The organism is Rhodanobacter denitrificans, from assembly GCF_000230695.2.
Lineage (GTDB): Bacteria > Pseudomonadota > Gammaproteobacteria > Xanthomonadales > Rhodanobacteraceae > Rhodanobacter > Rhodanobacter denitrificans.
Genome location: NC_020541.1, coordinates 3,632,412 through 3,658,629, shown reverse-complemented (window position 1 = coordinate 3,658,629; position 26,218 = coordinate 3,632,412). Strand labels below are relative to the sequence as shown.

Sequence of the window (26,218 nt, the reverse complement as noted above, 5' to 3'; positions counted from 1 at the left end):
GCGTGCGCTCAAGGTCATGCATACGCTTGCGCATGGTGGCCGGAAAATCGGCGGAATCGCTTGATCCGGGCATACGGAATGGGCGTGCCTTCGTTATGATTGAGGTCTTGTATGCGACCGCCATCCCCGAGCGGCACGCCATCGCCAGCAGGAGTCACCATGGCCGACCTCAAAGAAGCCCGCGTTCCCGATATCGGCCACGCGGACGTTCCCGTCATCGAAGTGCTGGTCAAGGCCGGCGACCGGGTGGAGAAGGAGCAGAGCCTGATCACGCTGGAGTCGGACAAGGCGACCATGGAAGTACCCGCGCCGTTCGCCGGCACGGTGAAGGAAGTGAGGCTGAAGGTGGGTGACGAGGTTTCCGAGGGCGCGGTGATCGCCATCATCGAAACCGACGGCGCCGCCGCCGAGCCGGCCGCGGCCAAGCCCGCGGCGGCGCCGGCGCCGGCAGCTCCCGCCCCGGCGCCTGTACCCGCGCCTCCCGCAACGGCGCCCGCGTCGGCCGAGCCGAAGCCCGCGCCGATCGCCGGCCAGGGCGTGCACAACGCACCCGAGGGCGACGTGCCGCCGCAGGCGCGCCCGCCGTTCGACGCCAACATCGTGATGCCCGGCGACGCGCCGTACGCGAGTCCGGCGGTGCGCGCCTTCGCGCGCGAGCTGGGCGTAGACATCCAGCAGGTGAAGGGCAGCGGCCGCGGCGGTCGCATCCAGCGCGAGGACGTCAGTGCCTACGTCAAGCACGCGCTCGCTTCCGGCGCGCGCCCGGTGGTCGGCGCCGCCGCCTCGGTGGGCGGCCTGAACCTGCTGCCGTGGCCGAAGGTCGACTTCGCCAAGTTCGGCGAGATCGAGGAGAGGCCGCTGTCGCGCATCCAGAAGATCTCCGGCGCGAACCTGGCGCGCAACTGGGCGATGATCCCGCACGTCACCCAGCACGAGGACGCCGACATCACCGAGATGGAGGCGTTCCGCAAGCAGCTCGGCGCCGAGCAAAAGTCCGATAAGGGCGGGGACCTGAAGATCAGCCCGCTGGTGTTCCAGATCAAGGCGGTGGTGGCCGCGCTGAAGCAGTTCCCGCAATTCAATGCCTCGCTCGACGAGTCGGGCGAGAAGCTGATCCTGAAGAAGTACTTCCACATCGGCATCGCGGTGGACACGCCCGATGGCCTGGTGGTGCCGGTGATCCGCGACTGCGACAAGAAAGGCCTGCTCGACCTGGCGCGCGACCTGGCCGAGATCTCGAAGAAGGCGCGCGACAAGAAGCTCGGCCCGGCCGAGATGTCCGGCGGCTGCTTCTCGATCAGCTCGCTCGGCGGCATCGGCGGCACCTACTTCACGCCGATCGTCAACGCGCCGGAAGTCGCCATCCTCGGCGTCTCCAAGTCGGTGATGAAGCCCGTGTGGAACGGCAAGGAATTCGCGCCGCGGCTGCTGCTTCCCCTGTCGCTCAGCTATGACCATCGGGTGATCGACGGCGCGCTCGCCGCGCGCTTCGCCAGCTTCCTCGCCAACCAGCTCGGCGACATCCGCCGGCTGCTGCTCTGACGGAGGCGATGACCATGGCGAACACGATCGAGATCAAGGTTCCCGACATCGGCGGCCACGACAACGTGCCGGTGATCGAAGTGCTGGTGAAAGCCGGCGACACGGTGGCGAAGGAACAAAGCCTGATCACGCTGGAGTCGGACAAGGCGACCATGGAGATTCCCTCCAGCGCCGCCGGCGTGATCAGGGAGCTGAAGCTCAAGGTGGGCGATGAAGTGTCCGAAGGCGCGGTGATCGCCGTATTGGAAACCGTCGGCACAGCCGACTCATCGTCCCCCTCTCCCATTCCGGGAGAGGGCAGGGGTGAGGGTGCGGGGTCACCGGGCAGCTCCAACGAAGAAGCGACCAAGAGCAACCAGCCCCCCGCAAGCCCCGTCCCCTCACCTCAATCCTCTCCCCGGGGGGGAGAGGAGGCGAAGGTGCCGCAAGCGGCAGCTTCATCTGGGAAGAAGCCCGACATCGAATGCCAGCTGGTGGTGCTCGGCTCCGGCCCCGGCGGTTACTCGGCCGCGTTCCGCGCCGCCGACCTCGGCGTCGACACCGTGCTGGTGGAGCGCTACGGCACGCTCGGCGGCGTCTGCCTCAACGTGGGCTGCATCCCGTCCAAGGCGCTGCTGCATGCTGCTGCGGTGATCGACGAAGCCGCAGCGATGGCCGCGCACGGTGTCGCATTCGGCGCACCGAAAATCGACCTCGACAAGCTGCGCAGCTTCAAGAGCAAGGTGGTCGGCCAGCTCACCGGCGGCCTCGCCACGATGGCGAAGCAGCGCAAGGTGCGCACGCTGATGGGCAACGGCATGTTCGTGTCGCCGCATGAGATGGAAGTCCAGACGGCCGATGGCGTGAAGCTGCTGCGCTTCGAGCACGCGATCATTGCTGCCGGTTCGCAGTCGGTGAAGCTGCCGGCGTTCCCCTGGGACGACGAGCGCGTGATGGATTCCACCGGCGCGCTGGAACTGAAGGACGTGCCGAAGAACCTGCTGGTCGTCGGTGGCGGCATCATCGGCCTGGAAATGGCCACGGTGTACTCGGCGCTGGGCAGTGCGGTGACCGTGGTCGAGTTCATGGACCAGCTGATCCCCGGCGCCGACACCGACCTGATCAGGCCACTGGCCAAGCGTCTGGGCAACAAGCTCAAGGGCGTGCACCTGAAGACCAAGGTGGTCAGCGCCAAGGCCACCAAGAAGGGCATCGAGGTCGGCTACGAAGGCGACAGCATCCCCGAGACCACGCTGTTCGACCGCGTGCTGGTCGCGGTGGGCCGCTCGCCGAACGGCAACAAGATCGGCGCGGACAAGGCCGGCGTGGCGGTGACCGAGCGCGGCTTCATCAACGTCGACACGCAGATGCGCACCAACGTGCCGCACATCTTCGCCATCGGCGACCTGGTCGGCCAGCCGATGCTGGCGCACAAGGCCACCCACGAGGCGCACGTCGCGGCGCAGGCTGTGGCCGGGCAGAAGAGCCATTTCGACGCGCGGGTGATCCCGTCGGTCGCCTACACCGATCCGGAAATCGCCTGGGTCGGCGTGACCGAACGCGAGGCGAAGGAGAAGGGCCTGAAGGTCGGCGTGGGCAAGTTCCCGTGGGCGGCCTCGGGCCGCGCCATCGGCATCGACCGCACCGAGGGTTTCACCAAGCTGATCTTCGACGAAGAAACCCACCGCATCGTCGGCGCCGGCATCGTCGGCGTGCATGCCGGCGACCTGATTTCCGAACTGGCGCTGGCGATCGAGATGGGCAGCGAGGCGGCCGACATCGCGCTGACCATCCACCCGCACCCGACCCTGGGCGAGTCGGTCGGCATGGCCGCGGAAGTCTACGAAGGCACCATCACCGATCTGTATCTGCCGAAGAAGAAGTGAGCGTCGCGCCGCGCTTCGGCGCGGCGTGCGCCTGACCCGCGAGGTGCCCATGTCGCTGAGGATATGTCTCGCCGGCGCCACCGGCTGGGCCGGTTCGGAGCTGGCGCGCGGCATTGCCGCCGCCGATGACCTTGTACTGGTCAGTGCTGTGGCGCGCCGGCATGCCGGGCAGAAACTCGGCGACGTGCTGGGTGAAGACGGGCTCGATGCAACGATCTTCGGCAGTGCCGCCGAGGCGCTGACGCAAGCCTGCGACGTGTTCGTCGAGTACACCCATCCGGACAGCGCCAAGGCGAACATCCTCGCCGCGCTGGAACACGGCGCGCACGTGGTGGTCGGCACCTCGGGCCTCACCGATGCGGACTATGCGCAGATCGACGCCGTGGCGCGCGAGCGGCGGCTCGGCGTGCTGGCCTGCGGCAACTTCGCGCTCACCGCGGTGCTGCTGATCAAGTTCGCCGAGATGGCGGCCAAGCTGATCCCGCAGTGGGAGCTCGTCGACTACGCCAGCGCGGGCAAGCCGGATGCGCCCAGCGGCACCGTGCGCGAACTGGCCACGCGCATGGGCAAGGTGCGCCAGCCGCAACTGGAGGTGCCGCTGGAGCAGACGGTCGGCCTGCGCGAGACGCGCGGCGGCACGCTGGCCGGCAGCCAGGTGCATGCGCTGCGGCTGCCCGGTTTCGTGATCGGTGCCGAGGCGATCTTCGGCATGCCGGACCAGACCCTGACGATTCGCCACAATGCCGGCAGCAGCGCCAAGCCCTACGTTGGCGGTGCGTTGCTGGCGATCCGCAAGGTGTCCACGCTGACCGGCCTGCACCGCGGTCTGGATGCGGTGCTGGAGCTGTAACGGGGGTTTCCCGGCTCAGGGGTGGCTCGCCGCACTGCCGCCAGTCTGTCCGGGCAGCGCGTCCCGCAAGTGCTGCTGCAGCGTCTGCAGATTCTGCCGGGCCTGATCCAGCATCGTCGCCATCTGGCTGATCACGTGCAGGAACTCGCGTGGCTGCACGTTGCCGGCTTCGAGATCGGTCATCGCGTCGATCATCTGGGGGCCGTCCATCACCAGCGCGAGGTTCGCGCCCAGGCCGGCACCGACGTCGCGCTGGCTGGCATAGACGGCGGAGTAGCGTTGCATGCGCTGCTTGTCGATCCAACTGGCGGACTGGTCAGCCACGGCCACGTCCCAGGCCTCGTGGCGCAGGGTCGGCCAGTTCAGGTTGAGGTTGAAGTGCCTGGCCGCCACCAGCGTCTGGATGTGCTGCGCGATCGCCGCTTCCGGCACGTGCGTCTTGAAGTCCTGCAGCAGGCTGTCGCGGATGGCGGCAAGCCGCTTCGCCTGCCGTTCGTCCTGCGCCAGCGAGGAATCGACGGCATCCAGGTTGGAGCGGATCTCCGCGTCGATCCGCACGCCGGCCGCTTCGGCCGCGTGGGCGTGGTGCGTGTACTCGATCCATGCCTCCAATCCGAGCGCGGTGAGAATGCTGAGCACGATCATCAGGTAGTGCTTGGCGAAGTCCTTGAAGGACTCCAGCCGAACCTTCGGCAGTTCGAGGTGCATGCTGTCTCCGGGGATGGCAGGCGAGGTGCGAAGGGTAGCGGATTGGCCGGCTCCGGCTTGGGCCGGGTGTCTGGCCGGTTCGGGAATTCGGGCGGTCGGGCCGTGAATATGCCGCTGCCACCGTCCCAGCAGCCACGACGCGCCGAGACAACCGGCAAGCATCAGCAACCAGTGGGTGGCCGGTGCGTGCGGGGTCGGCAGCAGTGCGGCGAACGACGGCAACCACGTGCTGCCGTAGATCGCCACCACGACGCCCGTGGCCACCACCAGCACGGCCGCCAGCGCCAGCATCAACAGGAATTCGAAACGCGTACCGGATGCCGCCCGGGCCGGACTGGCAGCAACCCGTGCGGCCAGCTGCCGTGCGAAATCTGCCGGCAACGCTTCCGGTGACGGCTCACGCAAGGCCCGTGCGATCAGGCGGTAGCGCCGGCCGCGCGCGTCGTCGCCGGCGGGGTCGAGCTGCAGGCGTTCGCGCTGCATGGCGCGTTCCTGCGCCAGCCATTCGCGCTCGTGCGCTGGGTCGTCGAAAGGAGGAATGGGGTCGTCGGTGTGCTGGGTCATGCTGCAACTCCGGTCCGCGTTTCGAGCGCGCCGCGCAGGCGCAGGCGTGAGCGGAACAAGTGGCTCTTGATGGTGCCGCTGGCCAGGCCGGTGATCCGGGCGATCTCCGGGATGGTCGTTTCTTCGAGGTAATACAGCGTCAGCAGCGTGCGCTGCAACGGCGGCAACGCTTCGATCGCCTCATGCAGGTGCCGCGCGGTTTCCTCGTCCGCGCAGGCCGCCTCCAGGTCGAAGCCGTCGCCGAGATTCTCCACCAGTGCGTAGCCGTCGTCGGCGCCATGATCGACCAGCGCAATGCGCTTGTGCTGCAGGTGGCGCAGCGCGATGGTGTACGCCACGCGGCCGATCCAGGATTTCAGCGCGCTCTCGCCGCGGTACTGGTGCAGGCACTGGTGCACGCGCAGGAAGGTGTCCTGGCACAGCTCGCGCGCGTCCTCCGGGTTGCGCACCATGCGCTGGACGATGTGCCAGCACAGCCCCTGGTACTCGTGCACGAGCCGTTCGAACGCGCCCGGCCGCTTGGCCAGCACGGCGTCGACCAGGTCGCGGTCGGGGCTGCTGCGGATGTCATCCATGGCGCCAAGGGATACGCGCAGGCGACCGGCGGTTGCAAGTGCGCGGCTGCAACCACCCCGGGGGCGGCTGTATCTATCTTCCCGACAGCCACCACACTCCCAAGGAGAGCACCATGAGCTTCGGCGAACTCATCCCGATCAGCCTGTTTGTCTGCATCGTCTATTCGATCAAGGTCTGCGTCGACGCCATGGTGCGCCGGCACATGGTCAATGCCGGCGGTTCGGAGCAGCTGGTCAATTCGATCCTGCGCGAGGAGGACCAGCGCCGCCGCCATTCCTCGCTGCGCTGGGGCGTCGTGCTGGTGGCGCTGGCGATCGGCTTCGGCCTGATCCAGTGGTTCGACTGGCACGAGATCACCCCCGGCCTGATCGCGGTGCTGGCCGGCACGACCGGGCTGGGCAACCTGGCGTTCTTCGCGATCTCGCGGCGGATCGGCTAGATTCGGCGGCGGAACCGCCGCCCTGTCGGCGCGCCATGAAGGAAGCGAGTCGGCGGCATGAACGAGCAACTGCTGTTCAACCTGGTGGACCTGGCCGGCACGTTCGCGTTCGCGATCAGCGGCGCGACCGCGGCCCGGCGCTGCAACCTCGACCTGTTCGGCATCCTGGCGATTGCCTTCATCACCGCCTGCGGCGGCGGCATCGTGCGCGACCTGTGCATCGGCGCGGTCCCGCCGGCGGGCTTGTCCGACTGGCGCTACCTGCTCACCGCGGTGGTCGCCGCGCTGCTCACCGTGGTGGCCTATCGCTGGGTGGAGCGGCTGACCTATCCGGTGCGCCTGTTCGACGCGATGGGGCTGGGCCTGTTCGCGGTATACGGCGCGCACAAGGCGCTGCTGTTCGGCCACAACGCGGAGGTGGCGATCCTGCTCGGCATGGTCACCGCGATCGGCGGCGGCATGGCGCGCGACGTGCTGCTGGCGCGCGTGTCGATCGTGTTGCAGCAGGAGATTTACGCGCTGGCCGCGCTCGCCGGCGCCGCGCTGGCGGTGCTCGGCGAATACTTGCACTGGCCCGCGGTGTGGGCGACCTGGCTGCCGATCCTGTTCTGTTTCGGGCTGCGCTTCGCGTCGCTGCGCTACCACTGGAACCTGCCGCGCTTCGGCCGCGAACGCCAGGCGTGATGCGCTACGCGCTTCTTCCGGGCGAACCCGCGGCGGCCGATGCATGACGGACAAGACAGAGGGGCCGGATCCTGCAATCCGGCCCCTCGCCGCGCATGGGTGTGCGGAATGCTCAGTGCTGCTGGTGGGTCTTGGAATGCCCCTTGGCCTTATGCTCGCCCTTGTTCTTGCTGTTGGCGACCGGGCTGACGGTCTTGCCGACATTGGCGTCGTCCGCCTTTGCCGTGTGCACGGCGTCGGATACGGCGTCGCCATGCGCGTCCTGGTTCGTGTGCATGGACGGAGCGCTGGGGGGAGTGTGGCCACCCGCACCGTGTTGCGGAGCGGCGATGGCGAACGAAATCGGCAGGGTAAACGCGGCGGCAATCAGGACGGCGTTGATGGTCTTGGTCATGACGTACGTAACCTCGGTTGGGATGGGCCATGCGGCGCATGGCCCGGTTACGATAGGGCCGTGCCCGAACGGCAGGATGAATGGCGGATATTCGCAAGAAGTTGCGTGTGGATCGCGTCACGGGGCTGCCCGTTCGTGCATCGACTCAGGCATCGAACAGATCCGCCTGCGCCTGGTAGCTGTCGCGGTCGACGAAGCCGGCCAGGCCGACGCCGACCAGGCGGTAGCGGCTGTCGGCGGGGCGCTGGACACGCTCGCGCAACGCGCAGGCGATGTCGGCCAGCTCGGCGGCTGACATCGGCCGCGTTGGCGGGGTGAGGCTGCGGGTCAGCGTGTGGAAGTCGGCGGTCTTCAGCTTCAGCACCACGGTGCGCGCCACCCGGCCGTGCTCGCGCTGGTGGCCGGCCCAGGCCTTTTCGGCGAGCTGGCGGATGTGCGGTTCCAGTTCGTCGAGCCGCAGGTCGTGTTCGAACGTATCCTCGGCCGAAACCTGCAAGGTGGGGCGCTGCGGCTGTACCGGATGCTCGTCGATGCCCTGCGCCAGCTCGTGCAGGCGCCGACCCCAGCGGCCGAAGCGTTGCTCCAGCTCGGCCTGCGCGAACGCGCGCAACTCGCCCACGGTGGCGATGCCGAGCGCGGCCAGCTTCGCCTCCATCACCTTGCCCACGCCGGGCAGGCGGCCCACCGGCAGGGGAGTGAGGAACGCCTCGACCTGCTGCGGGCGGATCACGAACAGGCCGTCGGGCTTGCGGAAATCCGAGGCGATCTTGGCCAGGAACTTGTTCGGCGCGACGCCGGCCGACGCGGTCAGCCGGGTTTCCTTGCGGATCGCCTCGCGGATCGCCTCGGCGGTGGCGGTGGCCGAACCCAGGCCGCTTTTCGTCGTGGTGACGTCGAGGTAGGCCTCGTCCAGCGACAACGGTTCGATCAGCTCGGTATGCCGCGCGAAGATTTCGCGCACCTGCCGCGACACCGCCTTGTAGCGCACGAAATCCGGCGGCACGAAGATCAGCTGCGGGCACAGCCGCTCGGCGCGGATCGCCGGCATCGCCGAGCGCACGCCGAACACGCGCGCCTCGTAGCTGGCCGCGCACACCACCGAGCGCGCGCCGCGCCAGGCCACCGCCACCGGCTTACCGCGCAGCGAAGGGTCGTCGCGCTGCTCCACCGACGCGTAGAACGCGTCCATGTCGACGTGGAGGATCTTGCGCGACGGAGCGGGCACGCGGACGACCGTGGTGGGATGCATGGATTCTAGAACCCGCGGCCGCCGGAAAGTGTCAGCAGCGATGCCGCGCCGAGCGCCGCAGGCGCCACTCGAACACCGCCAGCGCGACGCTGCCCAGCACGAACGGCAGCGCGGTGTAGGTAAGCCGATAGCACAGGATCGCGGCGAGCAGGTCGGCGCGCGCCGCGGGCGGAAACGAGGCCAGCATGATCGTCTCGAACACGCCCAGCCCACCCGGTGCATGGCTGGCGATGCCGGCCAGCACGGCGGCCACGTAGATCGGCAGGAAGTCCACCAGCGGCGGCGCGCTCGCCGCCGGCAGCAGCACGTACAGCGCGCCGAGCGCGGCCAGCATCTCCACGCCGCCGACCAGCATCTGCGCGGCGGCGATGCGCGCGTTCGGCAAGGCCAGCGTCAGTCGCCCCAGCGCGAGCGTGCGCGGGCGGGCCAGCCAGGCGAGCAGTGCGAGCAGCGCCAGCAGCAGCGCCGCGCCCGGCCAGCGGCCCCAGCCGCGGGTGATCTCCGGCTGCCAGCACAGCGCGCCGGTGGTCACCACGGTGAAGCCCAGCCCCACGCCGAACCCGGCCAGCGCCACGATGCGCGCGATGTCGCCGGCGCCGAGTCCGGCCGTGGCGTAGATGCGGTAGCGCAGCGCGGCGCCGGTGATCGCATGGAAGCCCAGCGTGTTCGAGATGCCCTGGGTGACCGCGCCGGCGAACGCGGCCAGCTGCGCCGGGATGCGCTCGCGCACCACGGTGCGCGCAGCGAGCACGTCGAACATCGCCAGCATCGCCAAACTGAGCAGCGCCGCCCCGGCGGAACACGCGATGCGCCAACCCGGCAACTGCGACCAGGCCGCTGCCACGTCGTGCCAGCTGAGGTGGGTGAGGTAGCGATGCAGCAGCCACAGCGCCAGGGCGAACGCCGCCAGCGAGCCCGACCACGACAGCAGGCGCAGCCAGCGCGCGGACGACCCGGCGGGAGCGTGCGGGTCAGCCATGCTCAGCGGGCGTCCGCCAGCGCGACCGGCGACAGCCGGGCGGCCACGTCCCGGGCCAGCCGCTCGGCGGCGGCAGGGTGTGCGGCCAGGTGCAGGAACGGCTCGATCAGCTCCAGCTCCATCACCAGGAAACGCCCGCCGCTGACTACGCCGTCGACGCGCACGTAGGCATGGTCGCCATGGCCGATCGCGGCCACTGCCGCCAGTGCGCGGTCGGCCGCGGCCAGGATCGCGGCATCGGGCTGCGCCGGCTCGGCGCTGCCGCCGTACTCGCCCTGCACGCGGTAGTCGCCGGCGGCCGGGCGCTTGATCACCGCGTGGCTGAATGTGCCGGCGAAATACAGCAGCGACCATTCGCCGTCGCTGACCACTTCCGGCACGAACGGCTGCACCAGGTAGTCGTGGCCGCGCGGCAGTTGCGCCACCGCGGCGGCGAACGCCGCGTCGCCGGCGGTGCCGCGCAGCGTGCGCCAGGCGCTGCCGCTGATGTTGGGCTTGACCACCACCGACTGCCCGCTCATTGCCGCCAGCGCCCCGGGCAGCGCACTGGCCGTTGCGAGTCGCGTGGGAATGATCGCCACGCCGTGCCGCGCCAGTTCGAGCAGGTAGCGCTTGTCACTGTTCCAGCGCAGCAGCGCGCTGTCGTTGATGGTAGGAATGCCGAGGCGGTCGAGCCGATCCAGCCAGTCGAGGAACGCCGCGTGGTGCTTGAAGTAATCCCAGATGGTGCGGATCAGCACCGCGTCGAACGCCGACCAGTCCAGCGTCGGGTCGTTCCACACGCAGACCACCGGCCGGACGCCGAGCTGCTCCAGCGACGCCGCCAGATGGGCATCGTCGGGCTGGATGGCGGGATGGTCGGCGGACGTGGCGACGGCGAGCCGGCGCGTGACAGCGTGAGTGGACATGGCGACACCTCCAATAGCGGAAAGGGCGCCCTTGCCATGGAGTCGCCGGCCGAGCGTGGCGGGCATGGCCCGCTGCAGCACCCCTCGGCGGCGACGGCGCGGCTGAAATCGCCGCACCACGAACCGGCACAGTCTTCCGGCGCGACGGCGACTTGTCAATTTGCCGCATGGCATGTCGCCAGGCCCGAGGGCATGCCGCGCGGGACTGGTGGAAACGGCATCGACAATGGCAAGGTAGCCGGATGCTGACCGAACCTGCCAATGCCTATGCCCGTCGCCTGAACACCTGGGACGCCGCGATGATCGTCATCGGCGGCGTGATCGGGGCAGGCATCTTCCTCACTCCGGCCACGGTGGCGCGCCACACGTCGTCCGGCGCGGAGGTGCTGCTGCTGTGGGCGATCGGCGGCCTGCTGACTCTGGCCGGCGTGCTGTGCTACGCCGAACTGGGCGCGCGGCGGCCGCAGGCCGGCGGCATCTACGTCTACCTGCGCGAGGCGTTCGGCCTGCTGCCGGCGTTCCTGTTCGGCTGGACCATGGCGCTCATCAACTACCCCGGCAGCGTGGCCGCGGTGGCCACCATGTTCGCCGACTACTTCTGCACCGCGATCGGGCTGCCGCCGCTGCTTTACGTCAAGCCGGTGGCGGTCGGCGCGATCGTGTTCATCGTCGGCATCAACCTGTTCGGCATCCGCGCCGGCGCGTGGATGCAGAACATCTTCACCGTGCTGAAGCTGACTGCGGTCGCGCTGCTGGTGGTCAGCGGGCTGGTGCTGGCGCAGGGCCACCTGGGCCTGGCGCTGGCGCGCGACACCACCTACCCGGTGTCGTCGTGGGCATTTGCCGGCGCGCTGCTGCCGGTGCTGTTCACCTATGGCGGCTTCCACTACCTCAACGACCTCGCCGGCGAAGTGCGCAACCCGCAGCGCACGTTGCCGCGCGCGCTGGGCATGGGCATGGCCGGCGTGGTGATCTGCTACGTGCTGGCCAACTACGCCTACCTGGCGGGCCTGGGCCACGCCGGCCTGGCCGCCAGCGAGGCACCGGCGGCGGACCTGATGCGGCGGATGTTCGGCGAGTCCGGCGCCACCGTGATCGCGGTCGGCATCGCCTGCTCCACCTTCGGCTACTGCGCCATCGCCATCGCCGGCGGCGCGCGCGTGCTGCAGACGATGGGCGCGGACGGGGTGTTCTTCCGGGCCGCCGGCCGCGTCGACCTGCGCACGCGCGCGCCGCAGATCGCGCTGGCCCTGCTCGGCGCCTGGGCGGTGGTGCTGACCCTGTCCGGCAGCTTCAACCAGCTGCTCAACTACACCACCGTGGGCGAGTGGCTGGGCCACGTGTTCGGCATCGGCACGCTGTTCTGGTACCGCAAGCATTTCATCGACGACCCGGCGCCGTACCGGGTGCCGTTCTACCCGCTGCTGCCGCTGATCTTCGTGATCACCGTGTTCGGCGTGATCGTGGCCAGCGCGATCCACGCGCCGGGCGACGCCGGCATGAGCCTGGCGATCATCGCGCTGGGCGTGCCGGTGTACTACGGCTGGCAGCGCTGGACGCACCGCCAGTCGGCGTGAAGCCCCCGCCTTGCAGGGCGGGCGGCGCCTGCCCTGCAAGACCGGTTCGCAAGAGGATGCCTTTGATGAAACGCCATGCGTGGATCTGGCTGTGCCTGGGCGGCCTCGGCGCCTGCCACGCCTCGGCCATGCCGGGCGTGGCCGACCTGGCGGCACCCGATGCCGGAGCCCGCATCAGCCTCGACCACGTGCAACTTGCCGGCGGCACCGAACACGCCGGCGACGGCGTGGCGCAGCAGCGCTACGTGTTCCAGCCGGCGCCACGCCCGCAGATCGCGATCGCGCCGGCAGGCGGTGCATGGGACTGGTCGGGGCAGGGCGAGCTGCGCCTGCGCGTGCAGAACGCGATGCCGTGGGCGGTGACGCTCGAGGTGGCGGTCGACGGCGCGGCGAACCAGCGCCTGCAGGCGACCGTCGGCGTGCCGGCCGGGCCGGCGCAGACGCTGGTGGTGCCGCTGCGGGCGACCTCGCCGCGCGGCGAAGGCATGCAGGCAGGGCCGCCGATGCCGTTCGACGACCACGGCCGGCCGACCCTGCTGGCGACCACGGTGCAGGGTGCGCTGGATCTGCGCGATGTCCGCGCGATCCGGCTCGGCGTGCCCACGCCGCAGACCGCGCAGACCCTGCTGTTCGGTCGCCTCGACGTGGCGCCGGGTTCGGCCAGCGGGCACGACGCCTACGCCGGCATCGTCGACCGCTACGGCCAGTTCACTCGCGCCGACTGGCCGGAGAAGATCGATACCGACGCCGCGCTGCGTGCGGCGGTGCAGGCGCGGCCGGCTACGGTGCGGAGCGCGGAACGGGACGCCTACGGCGGACGTCTGGACGTCCATGGCCGCGATCGCACCGGCTGGTTCCGCACGCAGAAGCGCAATGGCCGCTGGCAGCTGGTGACGCCCGACGGCCATGCGTTCTTCTCGCTCGGCGTCAACGCAGTGATCACCGACGGCGGGCGCAGCTACGTCGAGGGCCGCGAGTTCATGTTCCGCGATCTGCCGCCCGACCGCGGCGCGTGGGCCGCGTTCTACGGCAGCGGCGACGACCGCAAGCCGGAGCAGGGCGCCAGCCGCGGCATCGACTACAACCACGGCCGCTGGTTCGACTTCTACGCGGCGAACCTGTATCGCGTCGACGGCCGCGACTGGCTGGCCGCATGGCGCCGTCGCGCGCTGGATCGGCTGCAGGCGTGGGGCTTCAACACCCTCGGCAACTGGAGCGACGACGCGCTGGGCCAGGCGCATCGGCTGCCATACACGCGCTCGATCGAGATCGCCGGCGACTACGCCAACGTTTCGAGCGGTTACGACTACTGGGGCCGCATGCCCGACCCGTTCGACCCGCGCTTCGCGCAGGCCGCGGAGCGGGCGGCGGCGACAGCGAGCGCCGGCGTGCGCGACGATCCGTGGCTGCTCGGCTACTTCGCCGACAACGAACTGGCCTGGGCCGGCAGCGGTCCGCAAGGCCGTTGGGGCCTGGCGCTGGGCACGCTGGCTGGCACGGCGAGCAGCCCCGCCAAGCGGGCCTTCATCGCCGACCTCAAGGCGAAGTACCGCACGCCGACGCAACTGGCCGCGGCGTGGGGCATCGCGCTCGCCTCCTGGGACACGCTCGACGCCACCGGCTTCGCCGCGCCCGCGCCGGATGAAGCGCATCCGGCGATCGCGCGCGACTACAGCGCGTGGCTACGCCGCTACGCCGACGCCTATTTCCGCACGGTAGCCGAAGCGATCCGCCACCACGACCCACACCACCTGTTCCTCGGCGGCCGCTTCGCGGTGCGCACGCCCGAGGCCGTCGCCGCCTGCGCGCAGTACTGCGACGTGCTCAGCTTCAACGTCTACGCCGACCTGCCGCAGCACGGCCTCGACCTCGCCGCGCTCCACGCGCTGGACAAGCCGGTGCTGATCGGCGAATTCGCCTTCGGTTCCACCGACCGCGGCCCGTTCGGCGCCGGGCCGGTGGCGGTGTGGAACGAGCAGCAGCGCGGCGAGGCCTACGCGAAGTTCGTCGCCGCGGCAGCGAGTGATCCGAACATCGTCGGCGCGCACTGGTTCGACTACGCCGACCAACCGGTCACCGGCCGCCTGCTCGACGGCGAGAACAGTCACTTCGGGCTGGTAGGGATCACCGATATTCCGTTCGGCGGGTTCGTGCAGGCGGTGCGTGCGGCAAACGAGCAGGTGCGGGATCGGCGCTGAACGCAGGCACCGCGGCAGACGCCGGCGCGGCTATCGGTTAGGCTGGCGCCACCGCCGGGGAGAGCGGACGGCACGGGGGTGCCGCCAGGCGGGTTTCCTTCCACTGACTAGGGGGGTGTATGGGTACTTCGACGTTGGCCGCGCTGGCCGGCATGGGCTTGTTCGCGATCGTGGTGATGGCCGTCGTGGGTATCCTGCTGGCGGCGCTGGTGCTGAGCGTGGCGTTCCGGCTGGTGGTCGGCTACATGCCGTCCTACCTGCGCGCGCTGGGCGCGGTGGTGCTGACCTGGATCGCGGCGGCCGTGGCGATGGTGCTCGTGGGCATGGTCACGCACGGCAGCGCGGGCGGGCTGCTGTCGCTGCTGGTGCAGTTCCTGGTCGGCGCCGCGGTGGTGAACTACCTGCTGCTGGCGCAGAACGGCAGCCAGATCGGCTACGGCAAGGCCTGCGTGGTGCAGCTGATCTATCTGGTGATCTTCATCGTGCTGGCGGTGATCCTTGCTGCGCTGGCGGCGGTGTTCTTCGGCGGCATGCTGGCCCACGCGTGAGCTTGCGCGGGGGGCGGAGCGATCCGCCACCCGCGCCTCGAGCCGGCGCTCAGGCCAGGCTGGTGGCCACGCCAAAGCCGAGCGCCATGATCACCGCGGCCGCCATGCAGGCGCTGCCGGGACGGATGCGACGGGCGTCGACGCGCGGCACCAGCCGCCACAGCAAAATGGCGCCGAGCAGCATGTCCAGCACCAGCGCGACGCGCAGCAAGCCGGAGCTCAGCAACGCAGGGTAGGGTGGATGCAGGCGGCCTTCGTACGCGGCCACGCCGACCACCAGCAGCAGACTGGCCATGGCCCACAGCAGGCAGGCCAGGTAGATGCGGTTGAACACCACCGCGCAGCGTTCGGTCCAGCGCAGGACGGACCAGCCGAGCAGGGCGAACACCAGCGCAGCCATGCTGCTGTACAGCACCCACCACAGCAGGGTGCTGATCACGGTAAGCACGGTGGTCATGTGACTTGCTTGAACCCCAGTTTGCGCAGCAGCTTGGCCATCAGCCAGGCCGGGCCGATCAGCAGGTAGGAAAGATCGGTGAGGAAGCTCGGCTTGCGGCCCTCGAACTGGTGCCCGATGAACTGGCCGATCCAGGCCACCACGAACACGCCGAGCGCGAGCCAGCACAATGGCGCGGCGCCGAGCCGCCAGTACAGATAATTGGTGAACAGGCCGAGCAAGGCGAACACGAGCAGCAGGCCGAGCGCCAGCCGGTGCGAGCGCCGCCAGTACCAGTAGAACGCCAGCACCATCACCAGCACGGCCCAGGAACCGGGGCGCAGCCGGCTGAGCGGCACCGGCACGGCCCACAGCAGCGCGATCACCGACCACACGATCGGCGGCACGCAGCACCAGTGGAACACCTGGTTGGTCGGGTTCTGGTGGTCGCCGCTGTAGCTGTCGAGCCAGTCCTGCATGCTGCGCATGGCGTTCCCCCGGTGGAAGCTTCAGTCGAGCCGGATGCCGGCGAGCCGCTGCAGCGCCTCGGCGTACTTGGCGGCGGTGCGCGCGATCACCTCGTCCGGAATCACCGGGCCGGGCGCGGTCTTGTTCCAGCCCTGCGCCTCCAGCCAGTCGCGCACGAACTGCTTGTCGTAGCTGGGCGGGCTGATGCCCACCTGGTATTGATCGGCCGGCCAGTAGCGGGTGGAGTCGGGCGTCAGCATTTCATCCATCACATACAGCTTGCCGTTCGCATCGGTGCCGAACTCGAACTTGGTGTCGGCGAGGATGATGCCGCGCTCGGCGGCATAGGCGGCGGCCCAGCGGTAGATCGCCAGGGTGGCGTCGCGGACCTGGTGGGCCAGATCGGCGCCGACGGCATCCACCACCGCGTCGAAGCTGACGTTCTCGTCGTGGTCGCCGACCGCGGCCTTGGTCGACGGCGTGAAGATCGGCTCGGGCAGCTGCTGCGCCTGCTTCAGGCCGGCCGGCAGCGCGATGCCGCATACCGCGCCGGTCTTCTGATAGTCCTTCCAGCCCGAGCCGATCAGGTAGCCGCGGGCGATGCATTCCACCGGCACCGGCTTCAGCCGCCGCGTCACCACCGTGCGCTTCTCGTACAGCTTCAGGTCGGTGCCGGGCGGCAGCACCTCGGCCAGTGGCACGTCGAGCAGGTGGTTCGGTACCAGGTGCGCGGTCTTGCCGAACCAGAAGTTGGAGATCTGGGTGAGCATCTCGCCCTTGCCCGGGATCGGGTTGGGCATCACCACGTCGAACGCCGACAACCGGTCGGTGGCGACCATCAGCAGCCGCTCGCCGGACAACGCGTACACGTCGCGCACCTTGCCGCGGTGGATCAGCTCGAGGCCGGGCAGGTTCGATTGCGGCAGAGTGGTGGGCACGGCGGCGGGTTCCACGTGGTGGCGAAGTGCCCATTCTAGCCGCTGCGGCCGTGGCGCCGGAAATGCCGTCTCGGGAAATCCGGGCGCGCTGCTAGAATTGGCGATCCTTGGCCCCATCTGTTGCCGATGCGCATTCCATTGACCGCGGCGCTGTGCCTGCTCGCCGCCCTCCCGCTCCGCGCCCAAGCACCGGCCCGGCCCGCCCGCCTGGGCCTGTGCGCGGCCTGTCACGGTGCCAACGGCCACGCCGGCATGCCGGGCGTGCCGCACCTGGCCGGGCAGCGGCTGGACTATCTGCGCGACGCGCTGAAGCAGTACCGCGACGGCCGCCGCAACGTTCCGGTGATGCGTGCCGCGATCGGCCCGGTCAGCGATGTCGAACTCGATGCACTGGCGCGCTGGTACAGCGCACAAGCGCCGCAGGGGAACCCATGAGCTACACCTACACGCTGTGGTTCGCCTTCTTCGGCTTGCTGGTCGGCCACTTGCCCGGCGCCATCACCGGCGCGGTGATCGGCTTCATCTTCGACAACATGCGCTACAGCCAGCGCAAGCACGCCACGCCGGAAGCCGGCGGCTTCGTCGGCCCGCTGTTCACCCTGCTCGGCGCGGTGGCGAAGTCCGATGGCCGTGTGTCGGAGCAGGAGATTGCGATCGCCGAGCGGCTGATGACGCGGATGGGCCTGGACGCCGAGCAGCGTCGGCAGGCGGTGGCCAGCTTCAACGCCGGCAAGCAGCCGGAGTTCGACGTGACCCAGACCATCGCCGCGCTGCGCAACTGGGTCGGCCTGCGCCGCGACCACGCCTTCCCGGTGCTCGACGTGGTGATCGAGACGGTGCTGGCCGAAGGCAACCCGCCGCCGGAGAAGATGTCGATCTTGCGCCAGCTGGCGTTCGCGCTGCGCATCAGCGACATGGAGCTGATGGCGCTGATGGCGATGAAGGGCTACGCCTGGAACGCCGGCCCCGGCGGGTCGCGCGGCCACGCCTACGGCACCGGCGGCGGCTACGTGCCGCCGCAGCGCGCGCCGCAGGGGCCGGACCCGTACGCGGTGCTCGGCATCGACCGCAACGCCGACGAGCGCGCGATCAAGCGCGCCTACCGCAAGCTGATCTCCGAACACCACCCCGATCGCCTCGGCGACCTGCCCGAAGACATGCGCAAACGTGCCGAGTCGCGCGCCAGCGAGATCAACGCGGCCTACGACCGCATCAAGGAAGCACGCGGCTTCAAGTAGAAGCCCGCTGGCGGGCGATGCTTTTTCGCCTTGACGTCCTCCGTTGCACCAGAGCAGGAGCATCGCCCGCCAGCGGGCTCCTACAATCACGTCTCCGACATACCGGATCGCCGCCATGAGCAAGCAAAGCCCCGTCATTGCCCCGTCCATCCTCGCCGCCGATTTCGCGCGGCTCGGCGAAGACACCGCCGCGGCGCTCGCCGCCGGTGCCGACTGGGTGCACTTCGACGTGATGGACAACCATTACGTGCCGAACCTCACGATCGGGCCGATGGTGCTGCAGTCGCTGCGCAAGTACGGCATCACCGCGCCGATCGACGTGCACCTGATGGTCAAGCCGGTCGACCGCATCGTGCCGGATTTTGCCAAGGCCGGCGCCAGCCTGATCAGCTTCCATCCGGAGGCGAGCGAGCACATCGACCGCACGCTGGGCCTGATCAGGGAATCGGGCTGCCAGGCCGGCCTGGTGTTCAACCCGGCCACGCCGCTGGACTATCTCGACTACGTGATGGACAAGCTCGACCTGATCCTGATCATGTCGGTGAACCCGGGCTTCGGCGGGCAGAAGTTCATTCCCGGCGCGCTGGACAAGTTGCGCCAGGCCCGCGCGCGCATCGACGCCGGCGGCCGCGCGATCCGCCTGGAGATCGACGGCGGCGTCACCGCGCAGAACATCGGCGCGATCGCCGCGGCCGGCGCGGACACCTTCGTGGCCGGCTCGGCGATCTTCCACGCGCCGGACTACCGCGCCGAGATCGCCGCCATGCGCAAGGCGATCGCCTGAGCATTCCCGCCGCCATGCGCAAGGCGATCGCTTGAGCATTCCCGCCGTCAGGCGCAAGGCGCTCGGCTGAGCACTTCCTCGTCGTGCGCAAGGCGGTCGGCTGAGCGTCAACCGTCGGCGGCGCTCGCCGCGGGGCACGTGGGCATAAAAATCCCGACGCAGTGAACGGCTGCGTCGGGACAAAACGTCATCGGAGACGTGAGAGGGAACACCATTGATTGGTGTGCCGGCACGACCGCTTCACAGGGAGGATCGGCCATCGTGCCGGCACGTTCCACGGCAAGGGGAACGGTACCAATCAGTAATGATGACCGGGGTGTTCCGGTTTGGTTCCCGGGAGATTCCTGAACGGCCCGAAGCCCGCTGCGACGCGGTTCCGGTCGAAAAAATCCCCTCGCGGGGAGGGGAAGGCAGCCACCATGCGGGACGGAATGCGTGTGGCGCGGCAGCTACAGCGGCAGCCAGTCGGGATCGGCCGGCTCTTGCTCCGCATCCGGCACGACTCCCTTCGTGCCGGATGCACGGTCGCCTTCCACGGAGAAGGGATTGAACGAGGATGGGTCGCGACCGGGTTGGTCCATGGCGTTCACCTCAAAGACTGAGCAGCAGCCCGAGCAGCAGCGCGCCGATCGCCAGCACGGCGCGCAGCGGCTCGAAGCCGTGCAATTCGGCGTTGGGATCGCGGTCGGGGGATGGGAGCTGCGGCATCGTTGAACGTCCTGCGGATGGCTTGAGGCACATCAAACCGCCGGCGCGGGCGCTGGCGCCGGCACAATCGGGCCGAGCGGCTGTCGCCGTATGGCAAAACGCGGGCAGCCGCGCCGCGCGGCTTGCGTACGCGCGATTCGCATAGCACGCTGCGCGCACCACCACAGGGAGCGCGCCATGGGCCGCAGCATTGCCATCGTCGAAGACGAACCGCTGATCCGCGCCAACTACGTCGAGGCACTGAACCGCTTCGGCTACGACGCGCGCGGCTACGGTTCGCGGCGGGAAGCGTCCAGCGCGTTCGCGATGCGCCTGCCGGAGCTGGTGATCATCGACATCGGCCTGGGCGACGAGCCGGAAGGCGGCTTTGACCTGTGCCGCGAGCTGCGCGCGAAGTCGGCCACGCTGCCGATCATCTTCCTCACCGCGCGCGATTCGGATTTCGACGTGATTTCGGGGCTGAGACTGGGCGCCGACGACTACCTCAGCAAGGACACCAGCCTACACCAGCTGGCCGCGCGCATCGCTGCGCTGTTCCGCCGCATCGAATCACTGAAGGTGCCGGCGTCCAGCGAGACGGTGATCGAGCACGGGCCGCTGAAGCTGGAGTCCGAGCGCATGCGGATCAGCTGGAACGGCGAGGAGGTGCCGCTCACCGTCACCGAGTTCTGGATGGTGCACACGCTGATCCGCTTCCCCGGCCACGTGAAGAACCGCGACCAGCTGATGCGCGAGGCGGAACTCGTCGTGGACGACGCCACCATCACCTCGCACATCAAGCGCATCCGCAAGAAGTTCATCGCGGTGGCGCCGGAGTTCGACGCGATCGAGACCGTGCACGGCGTCGGCTACCGGTGGAAACCGTGAGCCGGCGCATCGGGCTGGCCTTGCTGCTGTGCGCGTTCGCCACGCTGGCGCAGGCGGCCGGCAAGGATGACGACGTGCTGGCGCGCGGCGCCCGCGACGGCAACGCACCGGCCTGGGCGGTCAGCGTCGCCACGCCGGCCGGCTGGACGCGCGACTGCTGCACCTATGCGCGCGCGATCGGCGTCAACGCCGTGCTGTACCAGGGCGAATGGAGCGGCAAGCCGCAGCGGGTGATGGTGCTCAACGTGTGGCCGCGCCAGCTGCCCGCGCTGGCCGACGAGGTGCAGGCCGACCGCCAGCGCTACCTGCAGCACGACCCGGCCGGCAAGGTATCCGGCTTCGCCGTGCGGCACCCGGCCATGCCGTGCGAGGCCTCGGTCTACCAGGGCAGCGACCATGTCGACGACGTGCTGGTGTTCTGCGATCCGGGCGCGGCTAGTGGCGTGCGGCTGAGCTGGTCGATGGCGTTCGACGACGCCGACCCGTCGCGCCGCGCGCTGCTCGACGACTTCATGCGCGTGGTGGTGGCCTCGCGCTGGATGAAGGATGTCGAGGCGCCGCCCGCGCATGGCCACTGACCGCCGGTTCCGATGACCCTGCGCCGCAAGCTGCTGCTGGTCGCGCTGTGCACGCTGGCGCTGCCGGTCGCCGGCTGGCTGTACGTGCGGCAGATGGAAACCCTGCTGCGCGAAGGCCAGGCACAGGCGCTGCTGGCGTCGGCGAATGCGGTGGCGCGCAGCCTGGTGGTGACCGGTGCGGTGGCGTCGACATCGGGCCGGGGCTGGTACGTGCAGCCGGCGCCCTCACCGATCACCATCGATGGTTACGGCGACGACTGGGCGCCGCTGACGCCGTGGAGCCAGTCGCTGGGCGCGCGCGGCAAGCTGCTGCTGGCCGCGGACGACGACGGGCTGTGCCTGTACGCCGACGTGCGCGCCACCCGGCGCACGCGCGCCGACGCCGACGACGCGAACGCGCTGGCCGCCGACCACCTGATCCTCGCGCTGGGCAATGCGGAGGGCCGGCGCCGCTACCTGCTGGCCAGCGCGGCACCGGGGCCGCTCGTGGCGCGGCCGCTGGATCCGCCGGTCGACGGCCTGCCCGAGCTGATCACCGCGCAATGGCAGGAGGACGGCAGCGGCTATCGCGTCGAGTTGCGCCTGCCGCGCGGGCTGCATCTGCGCACGCTCGGCGTCGGCGTGTACGACGCGGCGGCCGGCGGCGACCGGCTGGCCGCCGATGCGCGGCCGCTGCTCAGCTACTCGGACAAGCTTTCCGGCGAACTGGCGCAGCTGGTGCCCGACCGCGTGCAGGCGCGCGTGCTGGCGCCGCAGGGCTGGCTGCTGGCACGCAGCGGCCGCTTGAACACGATGCCCGGCAGCGATGGCCAGCCGAGCTGGTTCGCCGCGCTGGTCTACCGTTCGCTGCTGGCGACCCGGCTGGAGGATGCGAACCTGTGGGCGCAGGACGTGCCGCGGCTGGATACCCGCGAAGTCGCCGCGGCAGGCATCGGCAAGCCGGTGTCGGTCTGGCGCAGCGGCGAGGAGCGCGGCAGCGTGGTGCTGGCCGCCGCGGTGCCAATCGAACATGCCGGCCAGGTCGACGGCGTGCTGCTGCTGGAGCAGGCCAGCCGCACGGTGCCGCTGCTGGCCAACCGCGCACTGTTCGGTCTGCTGCTGACCAGCTTCGGCGTGCTGCTGGTGGCCGGCGGCATCCTGCTGCTGTTCGCTACCCGGCTCAGTCTGCGGCTGGGTCGCCTGCGCAACGCGGCCGAGCACGCGCAGCTCAACGACGGACGTCTGGACGGCTTGTTCGAGCGCGGGAAATTCCCGATGACCGACGCGCCGGACGAAATCGGCGACCTGGCGCGCAGCTTCGAGCGGCTGTTCGAGGTGGTCGGCAGCTACACCGACTACCTGCGCACGCTGGCCTCGAAGCTCTCGCATGAACTCAGCACGCCACTGGCGATCGTGAAATCCTCGCTGGACAACCTCGAACATGCCGCGTTGCCGGCCGAGGCGCAGCCGTACCTGGCCCGCGCCCGTGACGGCGTGGCGCGGCTCGGCGCGCTGGTGCGCGCGATGAGCGAGTCGAGCCGGATGGAGCGCGCGATCGCCGCGGCCGAACCCGAGGACGTCGACCTGCGCGAAGTGGTGCGCGGCTGCGCCGACGCCTACCGCCCGCTGATCGGCGCGCGCCGGCTCGACTGCATGCTGCCCGACGCGCCACTGCACCTGCACTGCGCGCCCGAGCTGGTCGCGCAGGCGCTGGACAAGCTGCTCGACAACGCGCTGTCGTTCACCCCGCCCGACGGCTGGCTGCGGCTCACCCTGCGCGGCGCGCCGGACGGCGCCGAGATCGAGCTGGCCAACCAGGGCCCGCCGTTGCCCGCGGCGATGCAGGGCCGCTTGTTCGATTCGCTGGTCAGCCTGCGCGACAAGACCACCCCCGGCGGCGCCCCGCACCTGGGCCTGGGCCTGTACGTGGTGCGGCTGGTGGCCGAACGCCACGGCGGCGTGGCCAGTGCACGCAACCTCGACGACGGCAGCGGCGTGGCGTTCTCGCTGGTGCTGTGCAGCATGCCGCGCAGCAGGTTGTGCAGCTGATCAAGCAGACTGCTTCATGAAGGGATCCGCTTAAGTTGGCCGGCAGAAGTTTTTTCCGGGCAACGAAAAAAATTTTAAGCAGAAAAGATTTTGAAAAACGGTACGAAAGTATTGGCAATATTTATTGCCATGCAGGCGAAGAATATCCTTGAGGCGATCACGTTTACAGTTGTCGTCGATAGTTTTTTGCATCGCTTGGCCATCAGGTAACTTACGACAAAAAGTGAACAAAAAAACAGTCCCGCAAGGGTGGCGTGCAAAAGACCCAGCTTGCCGGATGATGATAACCATCCAAAGCTCACGATTGATAATGCGAAAAAGAAAATAGCCCTAATTATCACCATGTTCTCCAGCTCAGCCATTTATGGCGTTGATGCTTTTAAGCTCTCGGCGATACCATCCGGTTTCTTTTGCCCATGAAATAGCTGGCCTTTACGGCCAGCTGCAAACGCCCTCAGAGAGGCCATGCTTCGCAGCGTGGGAGCTCATTGGAGACATTGCTGCATGCCAGCGTCCAGCCGGAGTGATATATGGTAACGGGAGTCCTGATCCCCATTCTTTCCAGATTTGTTAGCTGCGCAGATCCAGCAGCTGCTCCATTAGGACCCGCGGGGAAAATGTAAGTCTTGCTCCCTCCGCCCGAAACCTCTTGTGGCGTTTCTGGAATGGGGTTGCCGACGCCGTCTTTGGAGGATCCCTCAATGTACTCGAATTTCTGTTCATTGAAATTATATCGTATCACCGAGGTGCTGTGATCGGGAAATTCGAGGGTTATATCCATAATAATTGGGACTTTAACGAAGGGTACAACATTTACCACATTCAAAACAGTGCCTGCGGCAGCACGAACGACATTCGGGTAAGCGTCAAGGTGTGAAAAACTGGTCTGTGTGTCAATTGCCATTTGCCGATATACCGGCACTTGAACCATATCAAAGGCAGTCATGGGGCGTGTGCCACTCATTGCGGTAAGCCTCGAGTGCCGTGCATTCAAACCGAACTGTGTCTGGTTAATGCTGACGCTAACCTGTTCCTTGGCGGTTGCGTACACGCTATCATGATTTGACACATAAAAATTCTGAACGGCATTAAATACCGATTGTGTCGCCGAGTCGATGGGCACTATCGTAATATAGGTCGACGTTGCAGTCAAAGTCATGCCGGTAGAAGTTAATCTTGGTGTCAGGCCAGATATATTGTAATGTGTTATTTTTTGATTTACGAAGTCATATAAATAGTGATCTCCGTTGCCTTCATCGAGTGCCTCCTGACGAAGATCGGCTGGGCCGCATGCATTGCATACTGTTGCTGTAACGCTCGCGTTTGCTGAGAGGGGAAGTATGGATAGTGCGAAAAGTCCTGTGAAAAATATGGTTTTTCCCATTCCTTTGTTCTCCCGCATTAAGTTTTGAGAGGTTTGTTGTCGGATGCCGACATTACCTATCCTACATGATAGGCGCGGAAAATTTGGCTCGTTGATATGTAGGCAAGTGCTTACAAAATTCAAGTGGCGCGGATTAACAGACAAACTTCAGATTGAATTTTTCGGTAAGCGCAAGACAGCCGGTGACTACCCTGCTATCGTTTACGCTTCCATTTGACAGTACGGGTCCCACGTGATCTCCCGAGACGAATTCGATGCGCTGGTTGCCCAGGGGCATACGCGCATTCCGCTGGTGCGCGAGGTGTTTTCCGACCTCGACACGCCGCTGTCGGTGTACCTGAAGCTGGCCGACGGCCCGTATACCTTCCTGTTCGAATCGGTCGAGGGCGGCGCCACCTGGGGACGCTATTCGATCATCGGCCTCCCGGCGAAACGCGTATACCGCTTGCGCGGGCATGAGCTCGAAGTGGAGGACTCCGGCGAGGTCACCGAGCGCCGCCATCTCGACGACCCACTCGCGGAAATCGAAAACCTGCGCGCGCAGTACGACGTGCCGCGCTTGCCGCAGCTGCCCGCATTTAGCGGCGGCCTGGTCGGCTACTTCGGCTTCGAGACGATCGGCTACATCGAGCCGCGGCTGGCGCAGTGGGATCGCGCCGACGAGCTAGGCACGCCCGACGTGCTGCTGATGCTGGCCGAGGAAGTCGCGGTATTCGACAACCTCAAGGGCCGGCTGTACCTGATCGTGCACGCCGATCCTTCGCAGCCGCAGGCTTACGCCGAGGCGCAGCGGCGGCTCGACGCGCTGGTTTACCGGCTGCGTCAGGGCGGTGCCTCGTATCCGCAGCTCACCCAGTCGATCGCGCTGGACGAGGGCGACTTCAAGTCCTCGTTCACGAAGGACGAGTTCGAGGCGATGGTGGAGAAGGCGAAGGAATACATCCGCGCCGGCGACATCTTCCAGGTGGTGCCGTCGCAGCGGCTCAGCGTGGGTTTCAACGCGCGGTCGGTCGACGTGTACCGCGCGCTGCGCGCGCTGAACCCGTCGCCGTACATGTACTTCGTCGACCTCGGCGAAACGCAGATCGTCGGTTCCTCGCCGGAGATCCTGGCGCGGCTGAAGGACGGCAAGGTGGTGGTGCGCCCGCTCGCCGGCACGCGCAAGCGCGGCGCCACGGAAGAAGAAGACCAGGCGCTGGAAGCCGAGCTGCTGGCCGACCCGAAGGAGCGCGCCGAGCACGTGATGCTGATCGATCTCGGTCGCAACGACCTGGGCCGGATCAGCGAGACCGGCAGCGTCGAAGTGAGCGACTCGTTCGCGATCGAGCGCTACTCGCACGTGATGCACATCGTGTCGCAGGTGCAGGGCACCGTGCGCGACGGGCTCAGCTACATGGACGTGCTGAAGGCCACTTTCCCGGCCGGTACGCTCAGCGGTGCGCCGAAGGTGCGCGCGCTGGAGATCATCCAGGAGCTGGAGCCGTACAAGCGCAACATCTACGGCGGCGCGATCGGCTGGATCGGCTGGTGGGGCGACGCCGACACCGCCATCGCGATCCGCACCGCGGTGATCCACGGCGGCCGCCTGCACGTGCAGGCCGGCGCCGGCATCGTCTACGACTCCGACCCCGCGGCGGAGTGGGAGGAGACGATGAACAAGGGCCGCGCGCTGTTCCGCGCGGTGGCGCAGGCGGCGAAGGGGCTGTAG

26 protein-coding genes and 1 riboswitch are annotated in these 26,218 nt (G+C 68.3%); of the genes, 15 read left to right on the top strand and 11 right to left on the bottom strand.

Annotation, left to right across the window (positions count from 1 at the left end; all coding sequences use genetic code 11):
* Nucleotides 1-159 precede the first annotated feature (159 nt).
* Genes aceF through dapB form a run of 3 tightly spaced genes read left to right on the top strand, consistent with a single transcriptional unit; the run spans nucleotide 160 to nucleotide 4,257 of the window.
* On the top strand, nucleotides 160-1,542 hold the full coding sequence (gene aceF, locus R2APBS1_RS16780; RefSeq protein ID WP_015448831.1) for a dihydrolipoyllysine-residue acetyltransferase: 1,383 nt from the start codon (nucleotides 160-162) through the stop codon (nucleotides 1,540-1,542).
* A 14-nt stretch (nucleotides 1,543-1,556) separates the two neighbouring features.
* On the top strand, nucleotides 1,557-3,407 hold the full coding sequence (lpdA, locus tag R2APBS1_RS16775; RefSeq protein WP_015448830.1) for a dihydrolipoyl dehydrogenase: 1,851 nt from the start codon (nucleotides 1,557-1,559) through the stop codon (nucleotides 3,405-3,407).
* 49 nt (nucleotides 3,408-3,456) lie between these two features.
* Entirely contained in the window at nucleotides 3,457-4,257 is an 801-nt protein-coding gene (gene dapB, locus R2APBS1_RS16770; RefSeq protein ID WP_007509705.1) for a 4-hydroxy-tetrahydrodipicolinate reductase, read from the top strand.
* Nucleotides 4,258-4,272: 15 nt separating this feature from the next.
* Here the strand turns inward: dapB and R2APBS1_RS20580 are convergent, their stop codons facing one another.
* The gene (locus R2APBS1_RS20580; protein ID WP_015448829.1) at nucleotides 4,273-5,529 is read right to left on the bottom strand and encodes a hypothetical protein; all 1,257 of its coding nucleotides are present in this window, start codon (nucleotides 5,527-5,529) and stop codon (nucleotides 4,273-4,275) included.
* A complete protein-coding gene (locus tag R2APBS1_RS16755; protein WP_015448828.1) occupies nucleotides 5,526-6,104 on the bottom strand; it encodes an RNA polymerase sigma factor in 579 nt (192 codons plus the stop codon). The genes R2APBS1_RS20580 and R2APBS1_RS16755 overlap by 4 nt, the downstream gene beginning before the upstream one ends.
* Before the next feature lie 113 nt (nucleotides 6,105-6,217).
* On the opposite strand from R2APBS1_RS16755, the gene R2APBS1_RS16750 reads away from it, so the two are divergent.
* The gene (locus R2APBS1_RS16750; RefSeq protein WP_015448827.1) at nucleotides 6,218-6,544 is read left to right on the top strand and encodes a DUF6249 domain-containing protein; all 327 of its coding nucleotides are present in this window, start codon (nucleotides 6,218-6,220) and stop codon (nucleotides 6,542-6,544) included.
* 57 nt (nucleotides 6,545-6,601) lie between these two features.
* On the top strand, nucleotides 6,602-7,228 hold the full coding sequence (locus R2APBS1_RS16745) for a trimeric intracellular cation channel family protein (protein ID WP_015448826.1): 627 nt from the start codon (nucleotides 6,602-6,604) through the stop codon (nucleotides 7,226-7,228).
* A 112-nt stretch (nucleotides 7,229-7,340) separates the two neighbouring features.
* Here the strand turns inward: R2APBS1_RS16745 and R2APBS1_RS16740 are convergent, their stop codons facing one another.
* From R2APBS1_RS16740 to R2APBS1_RS16725, 4 genes are all read right to left on the bottom strand, one after another.
* Nucleotides 7,341-7,622: a hypothetical protein gene (locus R2APBS1_RS16740; RefSeq protein ID WP_015448825.1), complete on the bottom strand. Its 282-nt coding sequence runs from the start codon at nucleotides 7,620-7,622 to the stop codon at nucleotides 7,341-7,343.
* A gap of 145 nt (nucleotides 7,623-7,767) precedes the next feature.
* Nucleotides 7,768-8,871, bottom strand: coding sequence for a DNA polymerase IV (gene dinB, locus R2APBS1_RS16735; protein WP_015448824.1), 1,104 nt, complete (start codon nucleotides 8,869-8,871; stop codon nucleotides 7,768-7,770).
* A gap of 31 nt (nucleotides 8,872-8,902) precedes the next feature.
* Nucleotides 8,903-9,850, bottom strand: a complete 948-nt coding sequence (locus R2APBS1_RS16730; protein WP_007509692.1) for a putative bifunctional lysylphosphatidylglycerol flippase/synthetase — start codon at nucleotides 9,848-9,850, stop codon at nucleotides 8,903-8,905.
* 2 nt (nucleotides 9,851-9,852) lie between these two features.
* Nucleotides 9,853-10,758 (bottom strand): ATP-grasp domain-containing protein, encoded by a 906-nt coding sequence (locus tag R2APBS1_RS16725; RefSeq protein WP_015448823.1) that lies wholly within the window; start codon nucleotides 10,756-10,758, stop codon nucleotides 9,853-9,855.
* A gap of 16 nt (nucleotides 10,759-10,774) precedes the next feature.
* A riboswitch (S-adenosyl-L-homocysteine riboswitch) is annotated at nucleotides 10,775-10,850 on the bottom strand.
* Between the two features lie 150 nt (nucleotides 10,851-11,000).
* On the opposite strand from R2APBS1_RS16725, the gene R2APBS1_RS16720 reads away from it, so the two are divergent.
* The 3 genes from R2APBS1_RS16720 to R2APBS1_RS16710 all read left to right on the top strand — a co-directional run bounded on the left by R2APBS1_RS16720 (nucleotide 11,001) and on the right by R2APBS1_RS16710 (nucleotide 15,081).
* Nucleotides 11,001-12,335, top strand: a complete 1,335-nt coding sequence (locus R2APBS1_RS16720) for an APC family permease (protein ID WP_007509689.1) — start codon at nucleotides 11,001-11,003, stop codon at nucleotides 12,333-12,335.
* Nucleotides 12,336-12,400: 65 nt separating this feature from the next.
* On the top strand, nucleotides 12,401-14,533 hold the full coding sequence (locus R2APBS1_RS16715) for a beta-agarase (RefSeq protein ID WP_015448822.1): 2,133 nt from the start codon (nucleotides 12,401-12,403) through the stop codon (nucleotides 14,531-14,533).
* Nucleotides 14,534-14,652: 119 nt separating this feature from the next.
* Nucleotides 14,653-15,081, top strand: a complete 429-nt coding sequence (locus R2APBS1_RS16710) for a hypothetical protein (protein WP_015448821.1) — start codon at nucleotides 14,653-14,655, stop codon at nucleotides 15,079-15,081.
* A gap of 49 nt (nucleotides 15,082-15,130) precedes the next feature.
* Here R2APBS1_RS16710 and R2APBS1_RS16705 read toward each other — a convergent pair whose 3' ends face one another.
* The 3 genes from R2APBS1_RS16705 to R2APBS1_RS16695 are packed head-to-tail and all read right to left on the bottom strand — an operon-like array spanning nucleotide 15,131 to nucleotide 16,923.
* Nucleotides 15,131-15,538 carry a hypothetical protein gene (locus tag R2APBS1_RS16705; protein WP_007509684.1) on the bottom strand — a complete coding sequence of 136 codons (408 nt, stop codon included), beginning with the start codon at nucleotides 15,536-15,538 and terminating at the stop codon, nucleotides 15,131-15,133.
* Nucleotides 15,535-16,005, bottom strand: a complete 471-nt coding sequence (locus R2APBS1_RS16700; RefSeq protein ID WP_015448820.1) for an Mpo1 family 2-hydroxy fatty acid dioxygenase — start codon at nucleotides 16,003-16,005, stop codon at nucleotides 15,535-15,537. Before R2APBS1_RS16700 ends, R2APBS1_RS16705 begins: the two co-directional genes overlap by 4 nt.
* A 21-nt stretch (nucleotides 16,006-16,026) precedes the next feature.
* Entirely contained in the window at nucleotides 16,027-16,923 is an 897-nt protein-coding gene (locus R2APBS1_RS16695) for a phosphoribosylaminoimidazolesuccinocarboxamide synthase (protein WP_007509682.1), read from the bottom strand.
* 126 nt (nucleotides 16,924-17,049) lie between these two features.
* On the opposite strand from R2APBS1_RS16695, the gene R2APBS1_RS16690 reads away from it, so the two are divergent.
* From R2APBS1_RS16690 to R2APBS1_RS16665, 6 genes are all read left to right on the top strand, one after another.
* Nucleotides 17,050-17,358: a c-type cytochrome gene (locus tag R2APBS1_RS16690; protein ID WP_015448819.1), complete on the top strand. Its 309-nt coding sequence runs from the start codon at nucleotides 17,050-17,052 to the stop codon at nucleotides 17,356-17,358.
* Nucleotides 17,355-18,161 (top strand): co-chaperone DjlA, encoded by an 807-nt coding sequence (gene djlA / locus R2APBS1_RS16685; RefSeq protein ID WP_007509680.1) that lies wholly within the window; start codon nucleotides 17,355-17,357, stop codon nucleotides 18,159-18,161. The genes R2APBS1_RS16690 and djlA overlap by 4 nt, the downstream gene beginning before the upstream one ends.
* Before the next feature lie 115 nt (nucleotides 18,162-18,276).
* On the top strand, nucleotides 18,277-18,945 hold the full coding sequence (rpe, locus tag R2APBS1_RS16680; protein ID WP_015448818.1) for a ribulose-phosphate 3-epimerase: 669 nt from the start codon (nucleotides 18,277-18,279) through the stop codon (nucleotides 18,943-18,945).
* Between the two features lie 885 nt (nucleotides 18,946-19,830).
* A complete protein-coding gene (pdsR, locus tag R2APBS1_RS16675; RefSeq protein ID WP_007509678.1) occupies nucleotides 19,831-20,520 on the top strand; it encodes a proteobacterial dedicated sortase system response regulator in 690 nt (229 codons plus the stop codon).
* Nucleotides 20,517-21,098, top strand: coding sequence for a hypothetical protein (locus R2APBS1_RS16670; RefSeq protein WP_015448815.1), 582 nt, complete (start codon nucleotides 20,517-20,519; stop codon nucleotides 21,096-21,098). The genes pdsR and R2APBS1_RS16670 overlap by 4 nt, the downstream gene beginning before the upstream one ends.
* Nucleotides 21,099-21,110: 12 nt before the next feature.
* Nucleotides 21,111-23,126, top strand: a complete 2,016-nt coding sequence (locus R2APBS1_RS16665) for an ATP-binding protein (protein WP_015448814.1) — start codon at nucleotides 21,111-21,113, stop codon at nucleotides 23,124-23,126.
* A 74-nt stretch (nucleotides 23,127-23,200) separates the two neighbouring features.
* On the opposite strand, the gene R2APBS1_RS20305 is transcribed toward R2APBS1_RS16665, so the two are convergent.
* Nucleotides 23,201-23,488, bottom strand: a complete 288-nt coding sequence (locus tag R2APBS1_RS20305; protein WP_157769769.1) for a hypothetical protein — start codon at nucleotides 23,486-23,488, stop codon at nucleotides 23,201-23,203.
* Between the two features lie 92 nt (nucleotides 23,489-23,580).
* Nucleotides 23,581-24,510, bottom strand: coding sequence for a hypothetical protein (locus tag R2APBS1_RS20300; protein ID WP_015448813.1), 930 nt, complete (start codon nucleotides 24,508-24,510; stop codon nucleotides 23,581-23,583).
* 232 nt (nucleotides 24,511-24,742) lie between these two features.
* On the opposite strand from R2APBS1_RS20300, the gene trpE reads away from it, so the two are divergent.
* Nucleotides 24,743-26,218 (top strand): anthranilate synthase component I, encoded by a 1,476-nt coding sequence (gene trpE, locus R2APBS1_RS16660; protein WP_015448812.1) that lies wholly within the window; start codon nucleotides 24,743-24,745, stop codon nucleotides 26,216-26,218.